Origin of the sequence: Nonomuraea sp. NBC_00507 (assembly GCF_036013525.1) — a bacterium.
Classification (GTDB): Bacteria; Actinomycetota; Actinomycetes; order Streptosporangiales; family Streptosporangiaceae; genus Nonomuraea.
Window position 1 is genome coordinate 10,229,747 of the sequence record NZ_CP107853.1, and the last position, 17,881, is coordinate 10,247,627.

10 protein-coding genes are annotated in these 17,881 nt (G+C 70.3%); 2 read left to right on the forward strand and 8 right to left on the reverse strand.

What is annotated here, in order from left to right; all coding sequences use genetic code 11:
* Positions 1-295: 295 nt before the first annotated feature.
* Positions 296-2,893, forward strand: coding sequence for a hypothetical protein (locus OHA25_RS49110; RefSeq protein WP_327583724.1), 2,598 nt, complete (start codon positions 296-298; stop codon positions 2,891-2,893).
* A gap of 94 nt (positions 2,894-2,987) precedes the next feature.
* On the opposite strand, the gene OHA25_RS49115 is transcribed toward OHA25_RS49110, so the two are convergent.
* Entirely contained in the window at positions 2,988-3,455 is a 468-nt protein-coding gene (locus OHA25_RS49115) for a MarR family winged helix-turn-helix transcriptional regulator (protein WP_327583725.1), read from the reverse strand.
* Positions 3,456-3,684: 229 nt separating this feature from the next.
* On the opposite strand from OHA25_RS49115, the gene OHA25_RS49120 reads away from it, so the two are divergent.
* Positions 3,685-5,250, forward strand: a complete 1,566-nt coding sequence (locus OHA25_RS49120) for a hypothetical protein (RefSeq protein WP_327583726.1) — start codon at positions 3,685-3,687, stop codon at positions 5,248-5,250.
* Positions 5,251-5,287: 37 nt separating this feature from the next.
* Here the strand turns inward: OHA25_RS49120 and OHA25_RS49125 are convergent, their stop codons facing one another.
* The 7 genes from OHA25_RS49125 to OHA25_RS49155 all read right to left on the reverse strand — a co-directional run bounded on the left by OHA25_RS49125 (position 5,288) and on the right by OHA25_RS49155 (position 17,799).
* Positions 5,288-7,951, reverse strand: coding sequence for an endo-beta-N-acetylglucosaminidase (locus OHA25_RS49125; protein WP_327583727.1), 2,664 nt, complete (start codon positions 7,949-7,951; stop codon positions 5,288-5,290).
* A 19-nt stretch (positions 7,952-7,970) separates the two neighbouring features.
* Positions 7,971-10,277 carry a glycoside hydrolase family 3 N-terminal domain-containing protein gene (locus tag OHA25_RS49130; RefSeq protein ID WP_327583728.1) on the reverse strand — a complete coding sequence of 769 codons (2,307 nt, stop codon included), beginning with the start codon at positions 10,275-10,277 and terminating at the stop codon, positions 7,971-7,973.
* A 10-nt stretch (positions 10,278-10,287) separates the two neighbouring features.
* The gene (locus tag OHA25_RS49135; protein WP_327583729.1) at positions 10,288-11,589 is read right to left on the reverse strand and encodes a glycoside hydrolase 5 family protein; all 1,302 of its coding nucleotides are present in this window, start codon (positions 11,587-11,589) and stop codon (positions 10,288-10,290) included.
* Between the two features lies 1 nt (position 11,590).
* The gene (locus OHA25_RS49140; RefSeq protein WP_327583730.1) at positions 11,591-12,439 is read right to left on the reverse strand and encodes a carbohydrate ABC transporter permease; all 849 of its coding nucleotides are present in this window, start codon (positions 12,437-12,439) and stop codon (positions 11,591-11,593) included.
* Entirely contained in the window at positions 12,439-13,392 is a 954-nt protein-coding gene (locus OHA25_RS49145) for a carbohydrate ABC transporter permease (RefSeq protein ID WP_327583731.1), read from the reverse strand. The genes OHA25_RS49140 and OHA25_RS49145 overlap by 1 nt, the downstream gene beginning before the upstream one ends.
* Positions 13,389-14,678: an extracellular solute-binding protein gene (locus OHA25_RS49150; protein WP_327583732.1), complete on the reverse strand. Its 1,290-nt coding sequence runs from the start codon at positions 14,676-14,678 to the stop codon at positions 13,389-13,391. Before OHA25_RS49150 ends, OHA25_RS49145 begins: the two co-directional genes overlap by 4 nt.
* Before the next feature lie 67 nt (positions 14,679-14,745).
* The gene (locus OHA25_RS49155) at positions 14,746-17,799 is read right to left on the reverse strand and encodes an alpha-mannosidase (protein ID WP_327583733.1); all 3,054 of its coding nucleotides are present in this window, start codon (positions 17,797-17,799) and stop codon (positions 14,746-14,748) included.
* Positions 17,800-17,881: the final 82 nt, after the last annotated feature.

The window sequence follows — 17,881 nt, forward strand, 5'->3', positions numbered from 1 at the left end:
CACCGTCGAATCCGTGCACCACCGATGACCGCGACCCGGCCCTCGTCTCACGCAGACCTGGGCCGTCGCGCCTGCTCGGACACAAGTCCGCCGCGCGGCCACCGTCGCACTCCTGAAATCCGCGCGTAACGATCCCGCAAAGGCCTCTTCCCCGAGGAGCGTGTGACCGCTCACACTTACGCTCATGCATGTGACCGGTCACACCAGCGATGGAGGCCGGTCCGAGTCAGCGACGCCCCCTCGGGTCGCACCCCCCAGCCGGGCCGACCAGCCCGGCACCCAGGAGAGGACAGTCATGCACCGACATCGGTTGTTGCGGCATGCCGGCACGGCGGCCGCCCTGGCGACGCTCGCCGCCCTGACCGCCACCCCAGCCACCGCAGCCGCCGCACTCGACGTGGTCGCCGTGGATTTCGCACAGCGCACCGGTCCCGTCCACGGCGGTGCGACCGGCATGTTGTACGGCCTGTCGGACCCCGGCGTACCGGGAGATTCCCTCCTCGCCGGCGCCCGGCCGCGCACCATCGCGCAGAAGGCCCCGGACGGCGACCAGCATCCCAACGGCGACGCGCTCGTGGTCGCGGACGGCTTCTTCGCCGCCGGAGGCGAGGAGGTCGTCATCTACATGCAGGACGTCTATAGCCAGTGGCCCTATGAGAACCGCGGCATCGATGACTATCTGGCGAAGGTCGACACGATGGTGCGCAAGGTCGTCCGGGAGCGGCCACGAGACAAGGACAAGTTCGTCTGGGTGCCGTTCAACGAGCCCGACGGGATCTGGTACCAGGACTGGGCGGCGCTGAAGCAGAAGTTCTTCGACGACTGGAAGCTGGTGTTCGAGCGCATCCGGTCGATCGACCCTGACGCCAGGATCGTCGGTCCCAACGAGGCGGCCTACAACCCCGGCCGGCTGCGCGACTTCCTCACCTGGGCCAAGGACGCGAGCTGCGCCGGCGGGAACTGCCTGCCGGACATCATGGCCTGGCACGAGCTGCAGCGCGACAAGCTCGCCTCCTACCGCGGCCACTATGAGCACTACCGCGCGATGGAGCGCGAGCTCGGCATCGGCCCGCTGCCGATCAACATCGACGAGTACGGCAACCGGCGTGACATGTCCGTCCCCGGCCAGATGATCCAGTGGATCTCCCTGTTCGAGGACACCAAGGTCGACGCCGACATGGCGTACTGGACCTACGCCGGCAACCTCGACGACCACGCGGTGCGCACCCGCCAGGCCAACGGCGGCTGGTGGCTGCTCAAGTGGTACGCGGACCTGACCGGGGAGACAGTCAGGGCGACCCCGCCCCGGCTGAACGTCGCCGACACGGTCCAGGCCGTCGCGGCGATCGACGAGTCCGCCCGGCGCGGCACCATCCTGGTCGGCGGCGGCTCGGAGCCCGTGCAGCTCGACATCGCCGGGCTCGACCCCGCGGTCTTCGGCAAGCAGGTCGACGTCGTGGTGTCCAGGACCACTTGGACCGGGTACGAGGGCGACGCGCTCAAGCCGCCGGTCACCGCCACCCGGCGCGCCACCGTGTCCGGGGGCAAGCTGCGGGTGGACCTGCCCGGCGGGGACGTGATGGCCGCCTACCGGGTCACCATCGTGCCCGCGAGCGGCGCTGAGCCTGAGCCCGACGCGCCGTGGACGGTCTCGGTCGAGGCGGAGTCCGCCGCGCTCACCTCCGCACAGGCCTTCAACCAGGACACGACGGCGAACCCCCAGCTGTACGCGACCTCCGGCCGGCGGGATGTCGGCGCCATGAATCGGGTCGACTCGGCCGTGACGTTCCCCGTCACCGTGCCTCGCGACGGCCGCTACCGGCTGGGCATCTACCAGGGCGCGAACAAGGCGCCGGGCAGGCACGCGCTGTTCGTGGACGGCAAGCTGAACCAGATCGTGCAGTATTCGGCGAACCTCGGCTGGACCTACCGCGGGCGCACCGACGTGGACGTCGAGCTGACCGCCGGCACCCACGAGCTGTCCGTGCGCACCAGCGCCGACGGCGCGAGCCGGCTGCCGGGCAGCGACATCACGCTGGACAGGTTCGACCTCACCGAGGTGACCGGGGCCGAGCGCGCGGTCTACTCCGCCGACGAGGCGCGGCTGTCCGGCGGCGCGCGGATCACCCGCGAGGCGAAGGGCCCCGCCATCGCGCTCGGCGGTGACGCACTGGCCACGTTCTTCGTGGCCGCGAGCGAAGACGGCTACTACGACCTGACGCTTACCTACCGGGCGGCCGGCGCCGGCGAGCTGCCGGTCCGAGTCGACGGGCGCGCCATCCGCGGCCTGCGGGCGACGCACCCCGGCGAGGGCTCGTCACGGGCCCGGGTGTACCTCCCGGCCGGTATCTCCACGATCGACGTGAGCGGCCCGGCCCGGCTGGAGCTGCGCGGGCTCACCATGGTACGGGTGGCGCAGGCGGACGCGGCCGTCCACCGGATCGAGGCCGAGCAGGCGACGCGCGCCGGGACCGTGAACGTGGTCAACGTTCCCGCCACGAGCGGGTCGAACGCCTCCGCGGGCGCGTACGTCGGCAACATCGGAAACGGGCCGGGCAACACGCTCACCCTCCCCCGCCCGGACGGGTTCGGCCCCGGCGAGTACGTCCTGGTGGTGCACTACGCCAACGCCGACAGGAACACCGGCCACCCGTACAACACCGACGTCATCAGCCGTTTCCTCGACATCAGCGAGACCGGCGGCACGACGACGCGCGGCGTGTTCCGGCACAACTACGCCTGGGACAACTTCTGGCCGCAGGCGACGCCCCTCACGCTCACCACGGGCGCGGGCGCGGTCGTCCTCGGGAATGCGGCGGCGTACGGACCGGACGTCGACCGGCTCGAGCTCGCTCGTCTCGTCCTCGAGACCGACAACAGATCACGCGGCTGACGCCACCACGACCCGCCGCACCCCCGTGCGGCGGGTCCGCCACTCGCGCAGGTCACCCCGGCTCCGGTCTGGACGTTGAGGACCGAGGCGAGCGTCACGGTGACACGGTGTCGAGTTGTTCGAGGATGCGGTGGGAGATCCGCCCGAGGGCGGCGAGCTCGTCTGGGCTGAGGGCGTCGATGACCAGGCGGCGGACCATGGCCACATGCTGGGGGGCGGCGGCTTCGATGACTGTGCGGCCGGCGGGCGTGATGACGACGAAGGCGCCGCGGGCGTCCTCTGGGCATTCCTCCCGGGCCACCAGGCCGCGTTTGCACATTCTCGCGATCTGGTGGGACAGCCGGCTTTGCTCCCATTCCACCGTCTTGGCCAGCTCCTGGAATCGCTGCCGGCCCTCCGGAATGTCGGTGAGCGCCACCAGGATCTCGAAGTCGGCGCCGGACAACTTGGAGTGCGCCTGCAAGTCCCGGCTCAGCTTGGCGCTGAGCTTCTGGTGCAGGCGGACGAAGGCACGCCAGGCGTGCTGCTCGGCCGGGTCCAGCCACTGGGGTACATCGCTCATACGCTAATAGTCTACCCAGGAGCTTGACATGTCATGCATCCTTCGGGACGGCACTGTCGGTCAGTTCCTTTACCCGCTCCGCGGGCACCACCGGGTTCGCTGCGCCAGCTGTCGGCGAGCGTGCCGATGTCCACCACGTCGTAGCCCAGGGTCGTAGGTTGCCGTCATGATGCCAGCACAGACATTGGCGAGCTTTCCGAACGACATAAGCGCCGGCACCGTCCTGCTCATGGCAGGCCGCCGCGACGACGGGCCGCAGCCGGTGGTCGAGCTCATCGAGCATCACCGGTCACCGGATCCCGCGCGCTCCCATGATCACCGCAAGGTCGCCGTCCCGCTCAGCGCGCTCGATGTCGCGGTGCCGTACTTCGAGCAGAAGCTCGGCGGCTCACACAGGCAGCAGGCGGGCGGCCTGGCGGACCGGCTGATCGCCTGCTGGGCCGTTCTGGCCGGCCGGGGCAAGCCACGCGAACTCAACGAGGTCACGGGGTTCTACAGCTGCGACACCGTCTCCCTGGTGGCCGCTTGGTGCACCGAGGCGGGTGTGTTCCATGAAGTGATGCGGGACTGGAACGGCGCGACGCTCCGGCGCATCCGCCGTCATGTCCTCTTGCGGGTACAGCCGGAGCCCGGCGGCGGTCACAGCCGCCATCTCGTCCTGGAGATCAGCGACAGGGAGGGGCAGGGAGTCTCGGTGGAATTCCTCGAGTCGTACAAGATCTCCGGGCCTGGGAACCAGGCTTCTCCGCACACGGTCAGGGTGGACTGCGAGAGGCTGGATCCGCTCGTCGCGATGCTCGATGCCCGTCTGGGCCGCTCGCGTGCCGGGGGTCTGGAACACCGCCTGGTCGACGCCTTCGCGGGGTTGATCGGGTGCGGCGAATTAGGCGATCATCTGCCGTTCCGGCATAACCGCGACCGGGTGCATGCCTGGTGCGACGAGGCCGGCCTGGCCTGCCGCCTGGACGGACCTCGCCGCCGCCACGACCTCTTCCGTACGCACGACCTCCCGGGCGGGGGCACGCTGTTCCTGAGCGTCGACGTCCAGACCGTGGATGGCCGGCCTCGCATCGAGTTCGGCCAGATGTACTTTCCCCCCGATCGGCGTGACGAGGGCGCGCCGGTCCGCAGCAGCGTCATCGCTCCGCTGACGTCCCTGGACACGCTGGTCGCGTTCTTTGAACGGCGGCTGGGCCTGCCTGCGGAGCCCGGCACGGAGGACCGCCTGTTCGACTGCTTCACCGCCCTGGTAGAACGCGGTGACCTGGGCGCCTCGCCAGGGGAAGGGCGCTCGCCCCAGGACAACGCGGACCAGGTCGCGACATGGTGCGCCGCGGCCGGGGTGCCGTACGAGACGCGGGGCGAACGTACCCACACCCTGCTCAAGACCCACCGGGAACGGACCGACTGTCTCTTCACGTTGAGCGTGTCGCTGGACTCCCGGGTCGCGGGCACGCCTGTCGTCCGGCTGACGGCGGTCCGATTCCACGAGCACTACGATTACCTGTCTCGCGCGGGAGACGCGGGGCGGGAGTACGCCTACAGCGTCGCGCTGACGCACGTACCCGCGGAGCCGCTCGCCGCGGCCTTGGAGCAACGGATCGGCATGCGGGCGCAGGGACGGGACCCCGACGAGCGGCTGATCGCCTGCCTGACCGCCTTGGTGGAACGCGGTGAGCTGAGCGCGGACCTGCCGTTGAAGGCCAACCGGGACCGGGTCGCCGCCCTTCTCGGTGATCTTGGTGAGATCGGTGGCGAGGTCACCACCGATTCGTGGAGCTGGTTCAACGACTGAACCGCGAGGCGCCCGCGGTTCAGCCGCGCCTTCGCGATCAGTTGCCTCGGAGCACGGTCGTGGCCTTGTTGCCGGCGTAGTCCTCCAGGACCGCGACCACCTTGCTGGTGGCGCTGGACATGGTCACCGTTTCGGCGGCCCGGGTGGTGCGGCCGCGGATGATGTGCGGCTTGGCGCCCGAGTTGTAGGTCGTCGCGAACGTCTTCGCCTGACCGTCCTCGAGGATGGTCAGGGTGTGCCAGTCCGGAAGGGTCGGCCGGGCGAACGTGAACGTGTTCCCGTTGATCGTCACCGCCGAGGCCGGATAGGGGCTGATCTCGGTATCGGCGAACGTTCCGCGTATCCCGGTGGTCGTCCCCGTTCCCGCCCGCACGGTGAGGAGATAGGCGTCGCCATTGACGGGCACACCGGTCAGGGTCGTGCCCGTGCCGGTCACCGTGACTTCCTTGGTGTACGGGCGGGCGGTGTCAAGGCTGCGGACCTTCACGGTGATGGGAGCGCCGGACGGCGGCGGGGTCCAGGCGGTGGTCAGCGTGCCGTCCGGCTTGGCCTGCGCGGTGACCTGGCGCGGCGCCGTGGCCAGGTCGAACGACACGGTCGCGGCAGGGCTCTGCGACCCGTCGTGGCCGACCGCCACCAGCTTGATCGTCCCTGACGTGGCCGTGAATCGCTTGATGTAGTAGACGTCGTCGTAGATGCCACCGAGATAGGTGTCATCCAGGTAGACGTCGTAGCGGCGCACCTCGTCGTAGCCGGCACGCTTCCACGACAGGAACAGCTCACCGGTCTCCGGCAGCAACTGGGTGATCCGCAGGTCTCTGGGCGCGGCGGGCGTGTGATCGACGCCGTCTCGCAGGACCAAGGAACCCAGGTTGACCTGGTAGCCGGAGATCGGCTGGGCGCCGGCGGCGACGACCAGGCCGAGCGCGGCGACGCGCTGACCGGCGTACGCCGACAGGTCCGCCGACCGGGTCGTCCAGCCCGTGGTGCGCTCGCCCGACCCAGTCAGCGGTAGCTGGATCACTTTGCTCGGGTCGGAGGCCAGGACGAGGCCGAGCCGGAGTTCGGAGTCGTCGCTCACCGAGGGCTTGGTGTAGGTCAGGTCAAGGGCCGAACCCTTGGTGATCTTCAGGTCCGTCTTGTAGAGACGCACGGTGTTGTCGCTGTCGAGGGTGCCGCTGAGGACGAGCGAGCTGCCGCCGTTGTAGGCGCCGATCTTCTGGTACGAGAACCGGCTCGCCGGCGTGTACGTGGGGCCGTAGTCGTAGTCGGCGCTGAGGGGCGTTCCTGCCGCGTCGATCCACCACTGCCAGGTCACCGGGATGTCCTGGAGGTTGATGTTGCCCCACTCCTTCGGGTTGGACAGCCGGCCCTTGGTCCAGGTGGACAGGCCGTGGCCGGTGTTGAAGGAGGTGGCGAACGTGGTGCCGCCGATGACCGAGCGTTCGGCGATGTACCTGGAGATGCCCTTCCAGGTGCCCTCCGGCGTGGTGGTGCCCTGTGAGGAGCCGGTCCACCAGCGGCGTTCCCGGTCGAAGACGTCCCGCTGGGCGGCGTCGTCGGTCTTGCCGGCGTAGTCGGAGGAGACGAAGTCGGCGCCGAGGGTGGCGATGGCGTTCATCGGCGCACCACTCGCGTCGAGGTTGTCCTCGAGGTTGTAGGGCTGGTTGAACTGGTCTTTCCCGGCCTCCACGCCGGCGAAGACGCTCTTGCGGGAGTCCAGGCCGAGGCTCGCGGCGTAGCTCTTGGAGTTGGTGAGCTTGGTTCTGTTCCACCAGTAGTTGAGGAAGATGGAGTCGGACACGTCGCCGAGCTTCGGGTCGCGTACGAACGGGCCGTTGACCCCGTTGAACTCGTTCTGGTAGGAGATCGCGCCGGTGGAGTCGTCAATGGAGTCGTACCACTGCACGTAGAGGCCGCCCTCGCGCATGGCCTGCAGGAACTGCTTGTACGCCGGGATGTCGGCCGGAGCGACCCGCGACTCCTGGTTGATGAAATAGCCGTCGAAGCCGTAGAACTTGGCGACCTGGATGAGTTTGTCGGCGACGGGGAAGCCGCCGTCGCCGTCGCGGACCAGGAGTTCGGTGTAGGCCTGGTCGCCGCGGTCGTGGTCGGAGAAGAAGATGCAGCCCAGTGAGCGTGCCCCGTTCGCGTGGGCCGCGTTGGTGTAGCCGGGGTTGGGCAGGTTGAGCATCCCGAACTCGAACCATTTCTCCCGCCAGTCGGCGGTCGGGTCGTAGTAGCTCACCGGCACGCCCTCGGTGGGCATGCCGTGCCAGGAGGCGTAGAAGTCGGCGTACTGCCAGAAGCTGAAGAGATGCTGGCTGAACTCGTTGGTGTAAGGGTGGCTTTCGAAGAAGGCGTTGCCGTAGTCGCCGGCCAGGCTCAGCAGCTGGGTGTCGGCGGGCAGGGCCGGATTGCGCTGCGTGGCGGCGTTGGCGGGGTTGCGCTTCTGGAGCGGAACCTTGGCGCGTAAAAATTCGGCGTGGGTGTCGTCGGCGGGGTTCCAGCGCAGCAGGTCGGTGGTGGAGTAACCGTGCTGGTAGGGCTGGTTGGCGCCGACTGCGCTCTCGCCCGTCCAGGGCAGTGTGTCGCTGGCCGAGGCGCCGCCGGCGGCGAGCACGACGGTGAGCATCGCGGCCAGGGCGGCGGTGCCCGCGCGGGTCGTCACCCGTCTGCCGGTGCGAGGTGATCGGGACATCACGACTCCTTACTGTGCGTCATGGGCTCGGCCGATCCGGAGGGGATGTCGGCCTGGGGGGACTGAGCGGACGGATGGTCTCGTGGAGGTCCTCGACGTACAGGTCGGTGCGGGCCCGGTCCCCCGCGCCCTCGGCGAAGCAGCGCGCGGCGGGCAGGTCCCACACGACCGTGGTGCGGGCGCCCGGCGGGACGGTGACCCTGCCGAAGGCGAGCAGCTCGCGCAGGCGAGGCAGCACGACGCCTCCGGTACGGCGCCCGAACAGCGGCACGATCACCTCGGCGACCTCCCCTTCGGGGCCGGCGGGGTTGACGACGTCTACGCTCACCTGGACCGTGCCCGCGCGCACCTCCGAGGCCAGTCGCTCGAACAGGACGGGCCGGTAGCGCAGGCCGGAGCCGAAGGGAAAGAGCACCGGGTCCGGCGCGTCCAGGTAGACGCCGGAGGCCGGGTGCCGGTCGTTGTAGCGGACGGGCACGGCGCCCGGATGGCGCGGTGCGGTGAACGGCAGGCGGCCGACCGGCTCGTAGCCGCCGAGCAGCGCGTCGACGATCGCGTGGCCTCCGTGCGGACCGGGGTAGCCGGCCCACAGCAGGGCGTCGGTGTTGGCCGGCACGCCCGTGAGCACATGCGGACGGCCGGCGATGACGACGGCCACCACGGGGCAGCCGGCCTGGGCGCGGACGGCGGCGACGAGGTCGTCCTGGCCGCCGGGCAGGGAGAGGTCGGCCAGGTCGACGCCTTCCCCTGCGGTCGCGACGCTCGCCGGGCCGGCGATCGCCCCGTTGGCGGCGAAGTCCTCCGCGTAGGTGCGGTGACTCGTCCCGCCGAGCGCCAGGATCACGACGTCGGCGCCGTTCAGATCGGCCGCCGTCGGAACCCCGGGTGCGGTCTGCACCTCGGCGTCGGGCAGCGCCTGCCGCAGGGCGAGGTCCAGGCCGGCGGCCGACTGCGCGGGCAGAGGCGGCACGTAGTCGCCCAGCAGGGCGGTGACGTCGCGGGCGTTGGGGCCGGCGAGGACCACTTTGGTCAGCGCCCGTCGGTCGAGGGGCAGGAGCCGGTCGGCGTTGTGGAGCAGGACGAGGGACTGCCGAGCGAGGCGATGCGAGAGGTCGTCGGTGCCGCGGGTGGCCACGGTGAGCGCCTCGTGAGGGACCCGCGCACCTACGCCGTCGGCGGGCGCAGCGGGCGCGCTACTGGCGGGCGCAGCGGGCGCGCCATTGGCGGGCGCAGCGGGCGCGCCGTCCGCGGGTGCGGCGGCGAGGAGGCCCAGGCGGTGCTTGAGCGTGAGCACCCGGCGGCAGGCGGCGTCGACCAACTCGGCCACCCGCGGGTCCGCCGCGGCGGCCTGCTCCAAAAGGGTGAAGGACTCGTCCCAGAGGGACAGATCCACGCCGGCCTCGAGCGCCGCCACGGCGGCGGCGCTCGCGTCGCCCGTCATCGCGGTGAGCCGGTCCACGGCCAGGCCGTCGGCCATGACGATGCCGTCGAAGCCGCATTCGGCCCGCAGGAAGCCGGTGAGGAGGTCGCGGTTGGCGCAGCACGGCACCCCGTCGATGTCGTTGTAGGCCGCCATGAAACCCAGGGCCCCGGACTCCACCGCGGCCCGGACGGCCGGGAGATGCAGCTCGCGCAGGTCGCGGGCGCCGATGACGGCGGATTGCCCGTTGCGCCCGCCGACGGCCTCGCCCTGCGCGGCCAGGTGCTTGAGCACGATCGCGACACCGTCGCGGCCCACCGCGCCGCGATCGCCGCCCTGCATGCCGATCACCAGCGCCCTGGTGAGCTCGGCGGCCAGCAGCGGATCTTCGCCGAAGCACTCCTCCGCGCGGCCCCAGCGCGGGTCTCGCAGCAGGTCGAGCGCGGACACCAGGGCCAGGTGCACCCCGCTCGCGGCGAGCTCGGCCGCGACGGCGGCCGCGGCCTCGGCCAGCAGCGCCGGATCCCAGCCTGCGGCCACCGCGAGGTTCGTGGGCAGCAGCGTCCCGCCGAGCGCCTGGTGCCCGTGCGGGGCCTCTTCCGACAGCAGCACGCCGATGCGATGCCGGCCGGCCCGCGACACCTCGTCCTGGATAAGGGCGGCGACCTCGGCGCGTTCCTCCGGCCTGATGCCGTCGGCCCAGGAGCGGCCCGACCAGGCGTCGGCGCGGAAGACCCCATACAGCGCGCCGAGCCCGCCCCACCGGTCGAGCTCGGCACGGGCGAGGCCGGTGAGCCGGAAGCCGCCCCGGGGAGCCCGCTCGATGGCCTGCCAGCCGTAGAGGCGCTGGTTGAGCTGGCCGACCTTCTCCCGGAGGGAAAGCTCGGCGAGGAGGTGCTCTACCACGTCCCCTTTCTCAGCGATCCGCATGTGCGGCCATCCGCTCGAGCACCTCCGCGTCGGCGACCGAGCTGTAGAAGGTACGGCCCGTCGGCTCGGGGTGCACGAGCCGTTCGAGGCCGCGGGCGCGCAGCGCCGGCGGGTCGCCCGCGGTCGTGGAGGTGACCAGGGCGGGCCGGGCTCCGGCGCGGGCTCGGCGCATCCAGGTCTCGAAGACGCCGCCGCCGGGCGAGAGCTCCGCCCGGGACGTGGGGACGTCCTCGGAGTCGACCGGGACGACGACGGCCTCCCGCCGCGGGGAGGGGCGTGGCCGATGCCGCAGCTCCGCGGCCAGTTCGGCGAAGCGCCGGCCGATCGGCTTGACGGTGGCGTCGGCGGCGATCAGGCCGAGGCTGTGCTCCAGGTCGGGGAAGTCGGCCAGCCTGCGTTCCACGTCGTGCGAGCACCACCAGGTGATGCCCCACAGGGCGTCGCTGTCGGCCGCCGCCCGCACGGTTGCCTCGCAGAAGCCGGGCGCCTGGTCCTCGGTGAGGTGGTTGAGCGGCGCGCCGACCTCCTGCAGCCACACCGGACGTGCCGGGTCGAGGGCGAAGGCGCGCGACAGCTCGATGAGGTAGGCGGCGTGGCTGACGCTTTCGTGCGACATCGCGCCGTACCCCTGGGCGGTGCCGTTGAAGATCCACGAGTGGATCACGCTCATCTGGCCGTGCCGGGTGGAGTGCGCGGGGGTGAAGGGATGACCGTCGGCGTACCAGACGGCGTCGTATTCGGCGTTGAGCCGGAAGTGGCGCCGGTCGCGCGGGCCCTCGCCGTGCAGGGCCTGGAGCCAGGCCGTCACCTGCTGTGCCGTGGCCGCCATGGGGGCCGGATGGAGGGCGGAGGTGAACTGGTTGACCTCGTTGCCCAGGGTCAGGCCGAGGAAGTTGGGCAGGTCGTGCAGGTGCTCGTCGAGCGCCTCGACCAGGGCGGCCTGCGCGGCGACGGCGTCGGGGTCGGTGAACATGCTGCGACGGTGCCAGTCCGTCAGCCAGCTCGGCACGAAGTCGAAGCCGGACAGATGTCCCTGCAGCACGTCGACGCAGGCGTCGAGGCCGGCTTCGCCGGCGATCTCCACGACGTGACGGACGTCGTCGAGGGCGCGGCGGCGGATCAACGTCCGGTTCGGCTGCAGGAGCGGCCACAGCGGCAGGACGCGGACGTGGTCCAGGCCGAGATCGGCCAGGGCCTTCATGTCGCGCCGGGTGACCGCCCAGTCCGGGTCCAGCCAGGAGTAGAACCAGTCTCGGGAAGGCGTGTAGTTGACCCCGAATCTCAGCATTTCACCCTTTCAAGCCTCCCGCTTCGAGCCCGCGGAAGAAGTAGCGCTGCAAGATGGCGAAGAACGCGACGATGGGAACCAAGGCGATGATCGTGCCGGCCGCGATGAGGCGTGGATCGTCGTAGAAGGTGCCGTGCAGGCGGTTGAGCCCGACGGTGAGGGTGTAGTTGTCCTCGTCGGACAGGACGATCAGGGGCCACAGGAAGTCGTTCCACGAGCCGACGAAGGCGAAGATGGCCACGACGGTGATGACGCCCTTGACCTGGGGCACGGAGACGCGGATGAATCGCTGCCAGGCGTTGGCGCCGTCGACGACGGCCGCCTCCTCGAACTCGGCGGGCAGGTTGCGGAACGCGTTGCGCATGAGCAGGACGTTGAGCGCGGCCACGATCGTCGGCAGTACGACGCCCAGCAGGGTGTTGGCCAGACCGGCCGCCCTGACCAGCAGGAACTGGGAGATCAGCACGGTCTCGGCCGGGACGAGCAGGGCCGCGACGCAGATCCCGGCCGCCACTCCCCGGCCGCGGAAGCGCAGCTTGCCCAGCGCGTAGCCGGCGCAGGTGGCGCCCACCACGTTGCCGGCGACGGCCATGGCGGCCACGATCAGGGAGTTGAGCAGGTAGTCGGGCACCGGGATGCGATCGAGCACGGTCGCGAAGTTCCCCAGCGTGGGATGGCCGGGGATCAGCTCGGGCGGCCGCGCGTAGAGATCGTCGCCGGCGCCTTTGAGCGACAGCGAGATCTGCCACACCAGGGGGCCGGCCAGCAGCACGGCCATCAGGAGCAGGATCAGGTAGCGCACGACGCGACCCGGGCGGCTGGTCCGTGCGGCCGGACCGGAGACGGGCATCAGGACGTCCTCTGCTTGCGTTGCAGGACGAGCTGCGCGATGAGCAGCCCGCCGAGGATGACGAACATGACCAGGCTGATCGCGCCCGCATAGCCGGTACGCGCCTGCAGGCCGGTGCCTTCACGCTGGATGAGCATGGTCATCGTGAGGTCGCCGCCGCCCACTCCCCCGGTTCCGTTCGTGAGGACGTAGATCTCGCCGAACACCCGGAAGGCCGCCACCGAGGACAGGACACCGATGAGCCCCATCGTGGAGCGCACTCCGGGGACGGTGACGTGGAGGAAGGTCCGTACGGGGCCCGCGCCGTCCATGGCCGCCGCGTCGTACAGGCTCGGATCGATGTTCGCCAGCGCGGCCAGGTAGATGACCATGTAGTAGCCCAGGCCCATCCACACGGTGACGAACATCGCGCTGAACAGCAGCAGCCAGCGGTCGGTGAGGAAGGCGACGGGCTCGGTGACCACCTTCAGCGTGCCGAGCAGCTCGTTCACCAGGCCGCGCTTGTCGAGCATGTTCGTCCAGATCAGCCCGACGATGACCGGCGACATGATCACCGGCAGGTACATCGTGGTGCGGAAGAACCCCATCAGCCGGCCGGCGCCGCTCACCATCGCGGCCAGCACCAGCGGCAGCGCGACCATGAGCGGCACCACGCACACCGTGTAGAGGGTGGAGTTCAGCAGCGCGGTGCCGAACCGCTCGTCGGCGAACATCCGCCGGAAGTTCTCCCACCCGATGAACTCCCCGCCCCTCAGCAGGGTGGAGTCCGTGAACGCCAGCCGCAGCGTGTTGACGAACGGCAGGAGGATCAGGAGCACGATGACGGCCAGCGCCGGCAGCAGGAACAGCCACGGGGTCAGGCGCCAGCGATGCGTGGCCAGGGCCGTTTCCTCGCGGTGGAGCCGGCGCCGGCCCCACCGCAAGGAGAGCTTGTGCTGAGCGGAGACCGTCATCCGTGCGCGGCCAGCCGCTCGTTGGAGTACTTCACCGACTCGTCCAGCGCCTGCTGCACCGTCTTCTTGCCGAGCAGCGCCTGGGCGATCTGCTCGCGCAGCGTCTCGGCGTCGGCCGATCCGGAGAAGGCCGGCGGCCACCACACGACCGCCTTCTTGACCTGGGCGGCGCTTGCCAGCCGCACCTTCGTGGCGGGGTCGCCGTCGTCCTTGGTGAAGTACGCGTCGTCCATCGACCCGGCCGTCGACGGGAACACGTCGGCCTTCTTGCCGAAGGCGAGCTGGTTGGCGGCGTTGGTGACGTACTTGGCGAAGGCCATGGCCAGCGGCTGGTTCTCGCCGGCGGCGTTCACGACGAGCGACTCGATGTACATGTTGGGGGCGGCCGTGCTGATCCGGGGCCCGATCCCCAGGTCCTTGTAGATGTCGGGCGCGGTGTCCTTCAGGTCGTTCAGGGTGTAGGAGCTGCCGGACAGGTAGGCCAGGCGGCCGGCTTTGAACTCCTCCACTTCCTTGGTCTGGAGGTTGTTCAGCGACTCCGGGGTCAGGCCCCTGCTGGCGTACAGCTTGCGGAAGCGCTCGACGAACTCCGTGCCCTTGGCGTCGTTGTAGGTGAACTTCTTGCCGGCGGCGTCCATGAGTGGGACGCCGTACTCGCCGAAGTTCTCGATGGCCGGCATCCTGACGATCATCGACACGTCCGAGCAGTTCTTGGCCATGGTCTCGGCCTGGTTGAACAGCTCGTCGTAGGTGGCGGGCAGCTTGCCGGGGTCCAGCCCGCACTTCTCGAACAGCGCCTTGTTGAAGAACGACGGTCCGGTGTTCAGGTACCACGGGTAGCCATAGGTTCCGCCGCCCAGGCCACTGAACGTCATCGCCTGCCACGCCTTGTCCAGGTACAGGCCCTTGGCTTGCGGGTCGGCCTTGGCGACGTCGAGCAGGACCCCCGCCTGGGCCAGGGTGTAGGCGGCCTCGGGGCCCATGTCGACGACGTCGGGGAGCGCCCCGGCGGCCGCGTCGGCCGACAGCTTGTCCTGGTAGCCCTCGGCGGGCTGGTCCACCCAGGTGATCTTCGTGCCCGGGTTGGCCTTCTCGAAGGCCGCGATCAGTTCAGTGAAGTAGGACGTGAACTTCTCGTTCTTCAGGTTCCACGTCTGGAACTTGATCGTTCCCGACAGTGACCCGCCCGAGGACTGCGGCGTCGTGTCGCCACCGCATCCGGACAGCAGCAGCGATCCCAGGGCCAGCCCTGCGATCAGGGCCCGGCCTTTCCCGATAGTGGTCATCGGATGTCCTCTCTTATCGGCTCGGGAGCTCCGCTCCCTTCGCACTTGACGCGTTGGGCATGGCAGGTCACGGGGCGATGCGCAGCGTCGCCACCTGGAAGGGGCCGAGATCCAGACGAGCCTGGCCTGCCTGCCGCCCGGCCACGGCCACGGGCAGGTCCTCGTCGTCGCCGATCTCCCGTTCGAGCAGGTCGGTCTCCCACAGGACGGCTCCGGCGCCGAGTTCCTCGCGGCAGTGCAGCCGTGCGCTCGCCCGTGCTCCCTGCGTCTCGTACATCCGTACGACGAGGTCTCCGGAGCCGTCGTCGGCCTGCTTCACCCAGTCGATGAGCGCGTGCCCGGTCAGGACCTCCAGCCGTACCAGCGGCGCCACCTGCGGGAGGCCGGCGAGGTCAGGGGTGTTGAAGGCGTAGGCGGCCTCGGCCGCGGCGGGCACGTCCGCGCCGGGCAGCACGGCCCACCGGAACGTATGCGTGCCCGCGTCGGCGCGGGGATCGGGGAAGCGGGCGCCGCGCAGCAGGGACAGCCGGACGACGGTGGAGTCACCGTCGGCGCGGGCGTCGGCCCCGTACATCGCGTCGTTGACGATCGCGAGGCCGAAGTCGCCGTCGGTCACCTGCACGTAGCGGTGCATCGCGGCTTCGAACATCGCCTCCTCGGCCGCGGTGTTCGTGAGCAGCGGCCGTTCGACGTATCCGTACTGGGTCTCGAAGCGTGCGGTGCGCGCCATGACCCGCACCGGGACGGCGACCTTCAGCAGGCGTTCGCGTTCCCGCCAGTCGACGACGCACTCGGTCTCGAACCGCCCGGTGCCGGCCCGTAGCCACATCGTCAGCGTGATCGTCGACGCGCCGGCCCGCCGGACCACCTCGACGCCGGCGTCGTGTCCGTCGCGGATCACCTTCCGGCTCGTGACGTCGTCGATCACCTGGGGGTGGCGGAGCACGTGCCGGTCCACGTCCCAGGCGTCCCAGCGCACCGGCTCGTCGCGGAAGAGCTGGAGCTCGTTGAGCCGCCTGCCGGGTGGGACCACCTCCCGGCCGTTGCGGAGGTCGAGGAGTGACGTGACGTGGCCGTCGTCGCCGATCACGACGCGGAGCAGGCCGTCGTCCAGCACGGTGCCGCCGTCGCCGTCGGCGACCTCGATGGGGGCCGCACGCGGTTTTGCCGTCGCGAACGGAGGCAGCACGCCACCCGCAGGATCGGCCTGCTCCCCGCCCAGTGCCGCGCCGGCCTGCTTGATCAGTCCGTGCAGCCGCTCCTCGATCTGCCGATAGGTGTCGCGGGCCTCGCGGTGCACCCAGGCGATCGAGGTGCCCGGGAGGATGTCGTGGAACTGGTGCAGCAGCACGGTGCGCCAGATGTCATCGAGATCCTCGTGCGGATAGGGCGCCCCGCACAGCGTGCTCGCCGCCGCGCTGAGGTATTCCGCCGCCCGCAGCAGCGACTCGCAGCGCCGGTTGTGCCGTTTCATGGCCGCCTGCGAGGTCAAGGTGCCCCGGTGCAGCTCCAGGTAGAGCTCGCCGCGGTAGACCGGCTGCAGAGGTCCGGCGTCCAGCAGCTCGGCCTCGGCCTCCTCGAAGAACGCCGCCGGAGACCTGGAGGTCACGCGGGGCGCGCCCTCCAGGTCGGCGAAGCGGCGCAGCCGCTCGGCCATCTCCCTGGTGGGGCCGCCGCCTCCGTCGCCGTACCCGTAGGGCAACAGCGAATGGGACGCGATCGCCTTGTCCTTGAACGTGGCGACCGCGTGATGGAGCTCGCGGGCGGTCACCTCGGCGGCGTACGTCTCCGCGGGCGGGAAGTGGGTGAAGATCCGCGTGCCGTCGATGCCCTCCCACCAGAAGGAGTGGTGCGGGAAGACCGTGGTGTCGTTCCAGGAGATCTTCTGCGTCAGGAACCAGCGGGACCCGGCCCGGCGGGCCAGCTGCGGCAGAGTGCCCGAGTAGCCGAAGGAGTCGGGCAGCCACATCTCGCGCGGTTCCCGGCCGAAGCGGCTGATGAAGTATCTCTTGCCGTAGGTCAGCTGGCGCACCATCGATTCGCCGGTGGGGATGACGCCATCCGCCTCAACCCACATGCCGCCGACCGGGACGAACCGCCCTTGTTCGACGTGACGCCGCACCCGGGCGAACAGCTCCGGATAGTGCTCCTCGAGCCAGCTGAAGTGCTGTGCCGACGACATCGTGTACACCAGTGCGGGGTCGGCGTCGAGCAGGGCGAGCGCGTTGGAGACCGTGCGGGCGAGCTTGCGCACCGTCTCGCGCAGCGGCCACAGCCACGCCGTGTCCATGTGCGCGTGCCCGACGGCGGTGATCCGGTGGGCGCTGGCATGCGCGGGCATGGCTAGGAGCGGAGCGAGGATCGCGCGCGCCCGCCGGGCGCCGGCCTCGGCGTCCGCCTCGTCGTAGACGTCCAGGGCCTCCTCGATCGCGCGCAGCAGCCGCCAGTGACGCGGCTCGTCCGCGCTCAGCTCGGCGGCCAGGCCACCGATCACGTCCAGGTCCATGCACAGGGCGTGGACCTCGGGCGAGAACGCGGCGACCTCCGCGCGGCGCAGCCTGAACTGCTCGAACGGCTCCTCCGCCCCCTTCTCACCGTGCTCGGTGACGACGAACGGCGGCAACCCGAGCAGCAGGGGGTTCGCCGCCGCCTCGACGTAGAGCAGGAACGCGCCGTCGGCATCGAGCAGACCCGGCACGGCTCCCTCGCCGTGTAACCGGATGCCGGACTGGCGCGGGTGCAGTCCTTTGACGATCGTGCCATCCGGGGTGAAGACCAGGCCCTCGCAATGACCGCCCACGGAGTGGTCGAACCAGCCCAGGTCGAGCACGAGGTCGACCGGCCCCGGCCGCGGGGGGACCGTGCCCCGGATCCGGAACCACGTCGTGGACCAGGCCCTTCCCCAGGCGGCGCCCAGAGGGAAAGGGCCGTAGACGGGGGTGGCGCGGCCGGTGTCGCGGGCGAGCCCGAGAGCGTGCCGGGCGCTCACCGGCTCCCCATCGTCGGCGACCGTCCACGCCTCGACCTCCACACCTGTCAGCCGGGTGTGTATCCGCGGCAGGATCCGTTCTCGCTTCACACGGGCGAGACGCTCGAGCGTGCGGCTGAGGTGGTTGTGCATCTCGTACCTCTCCGTAGCGGAGATATGACAATATGCCTGATACGTTTTAGTTGCCTAGGATGTCCGCAGACTAATACGTTCT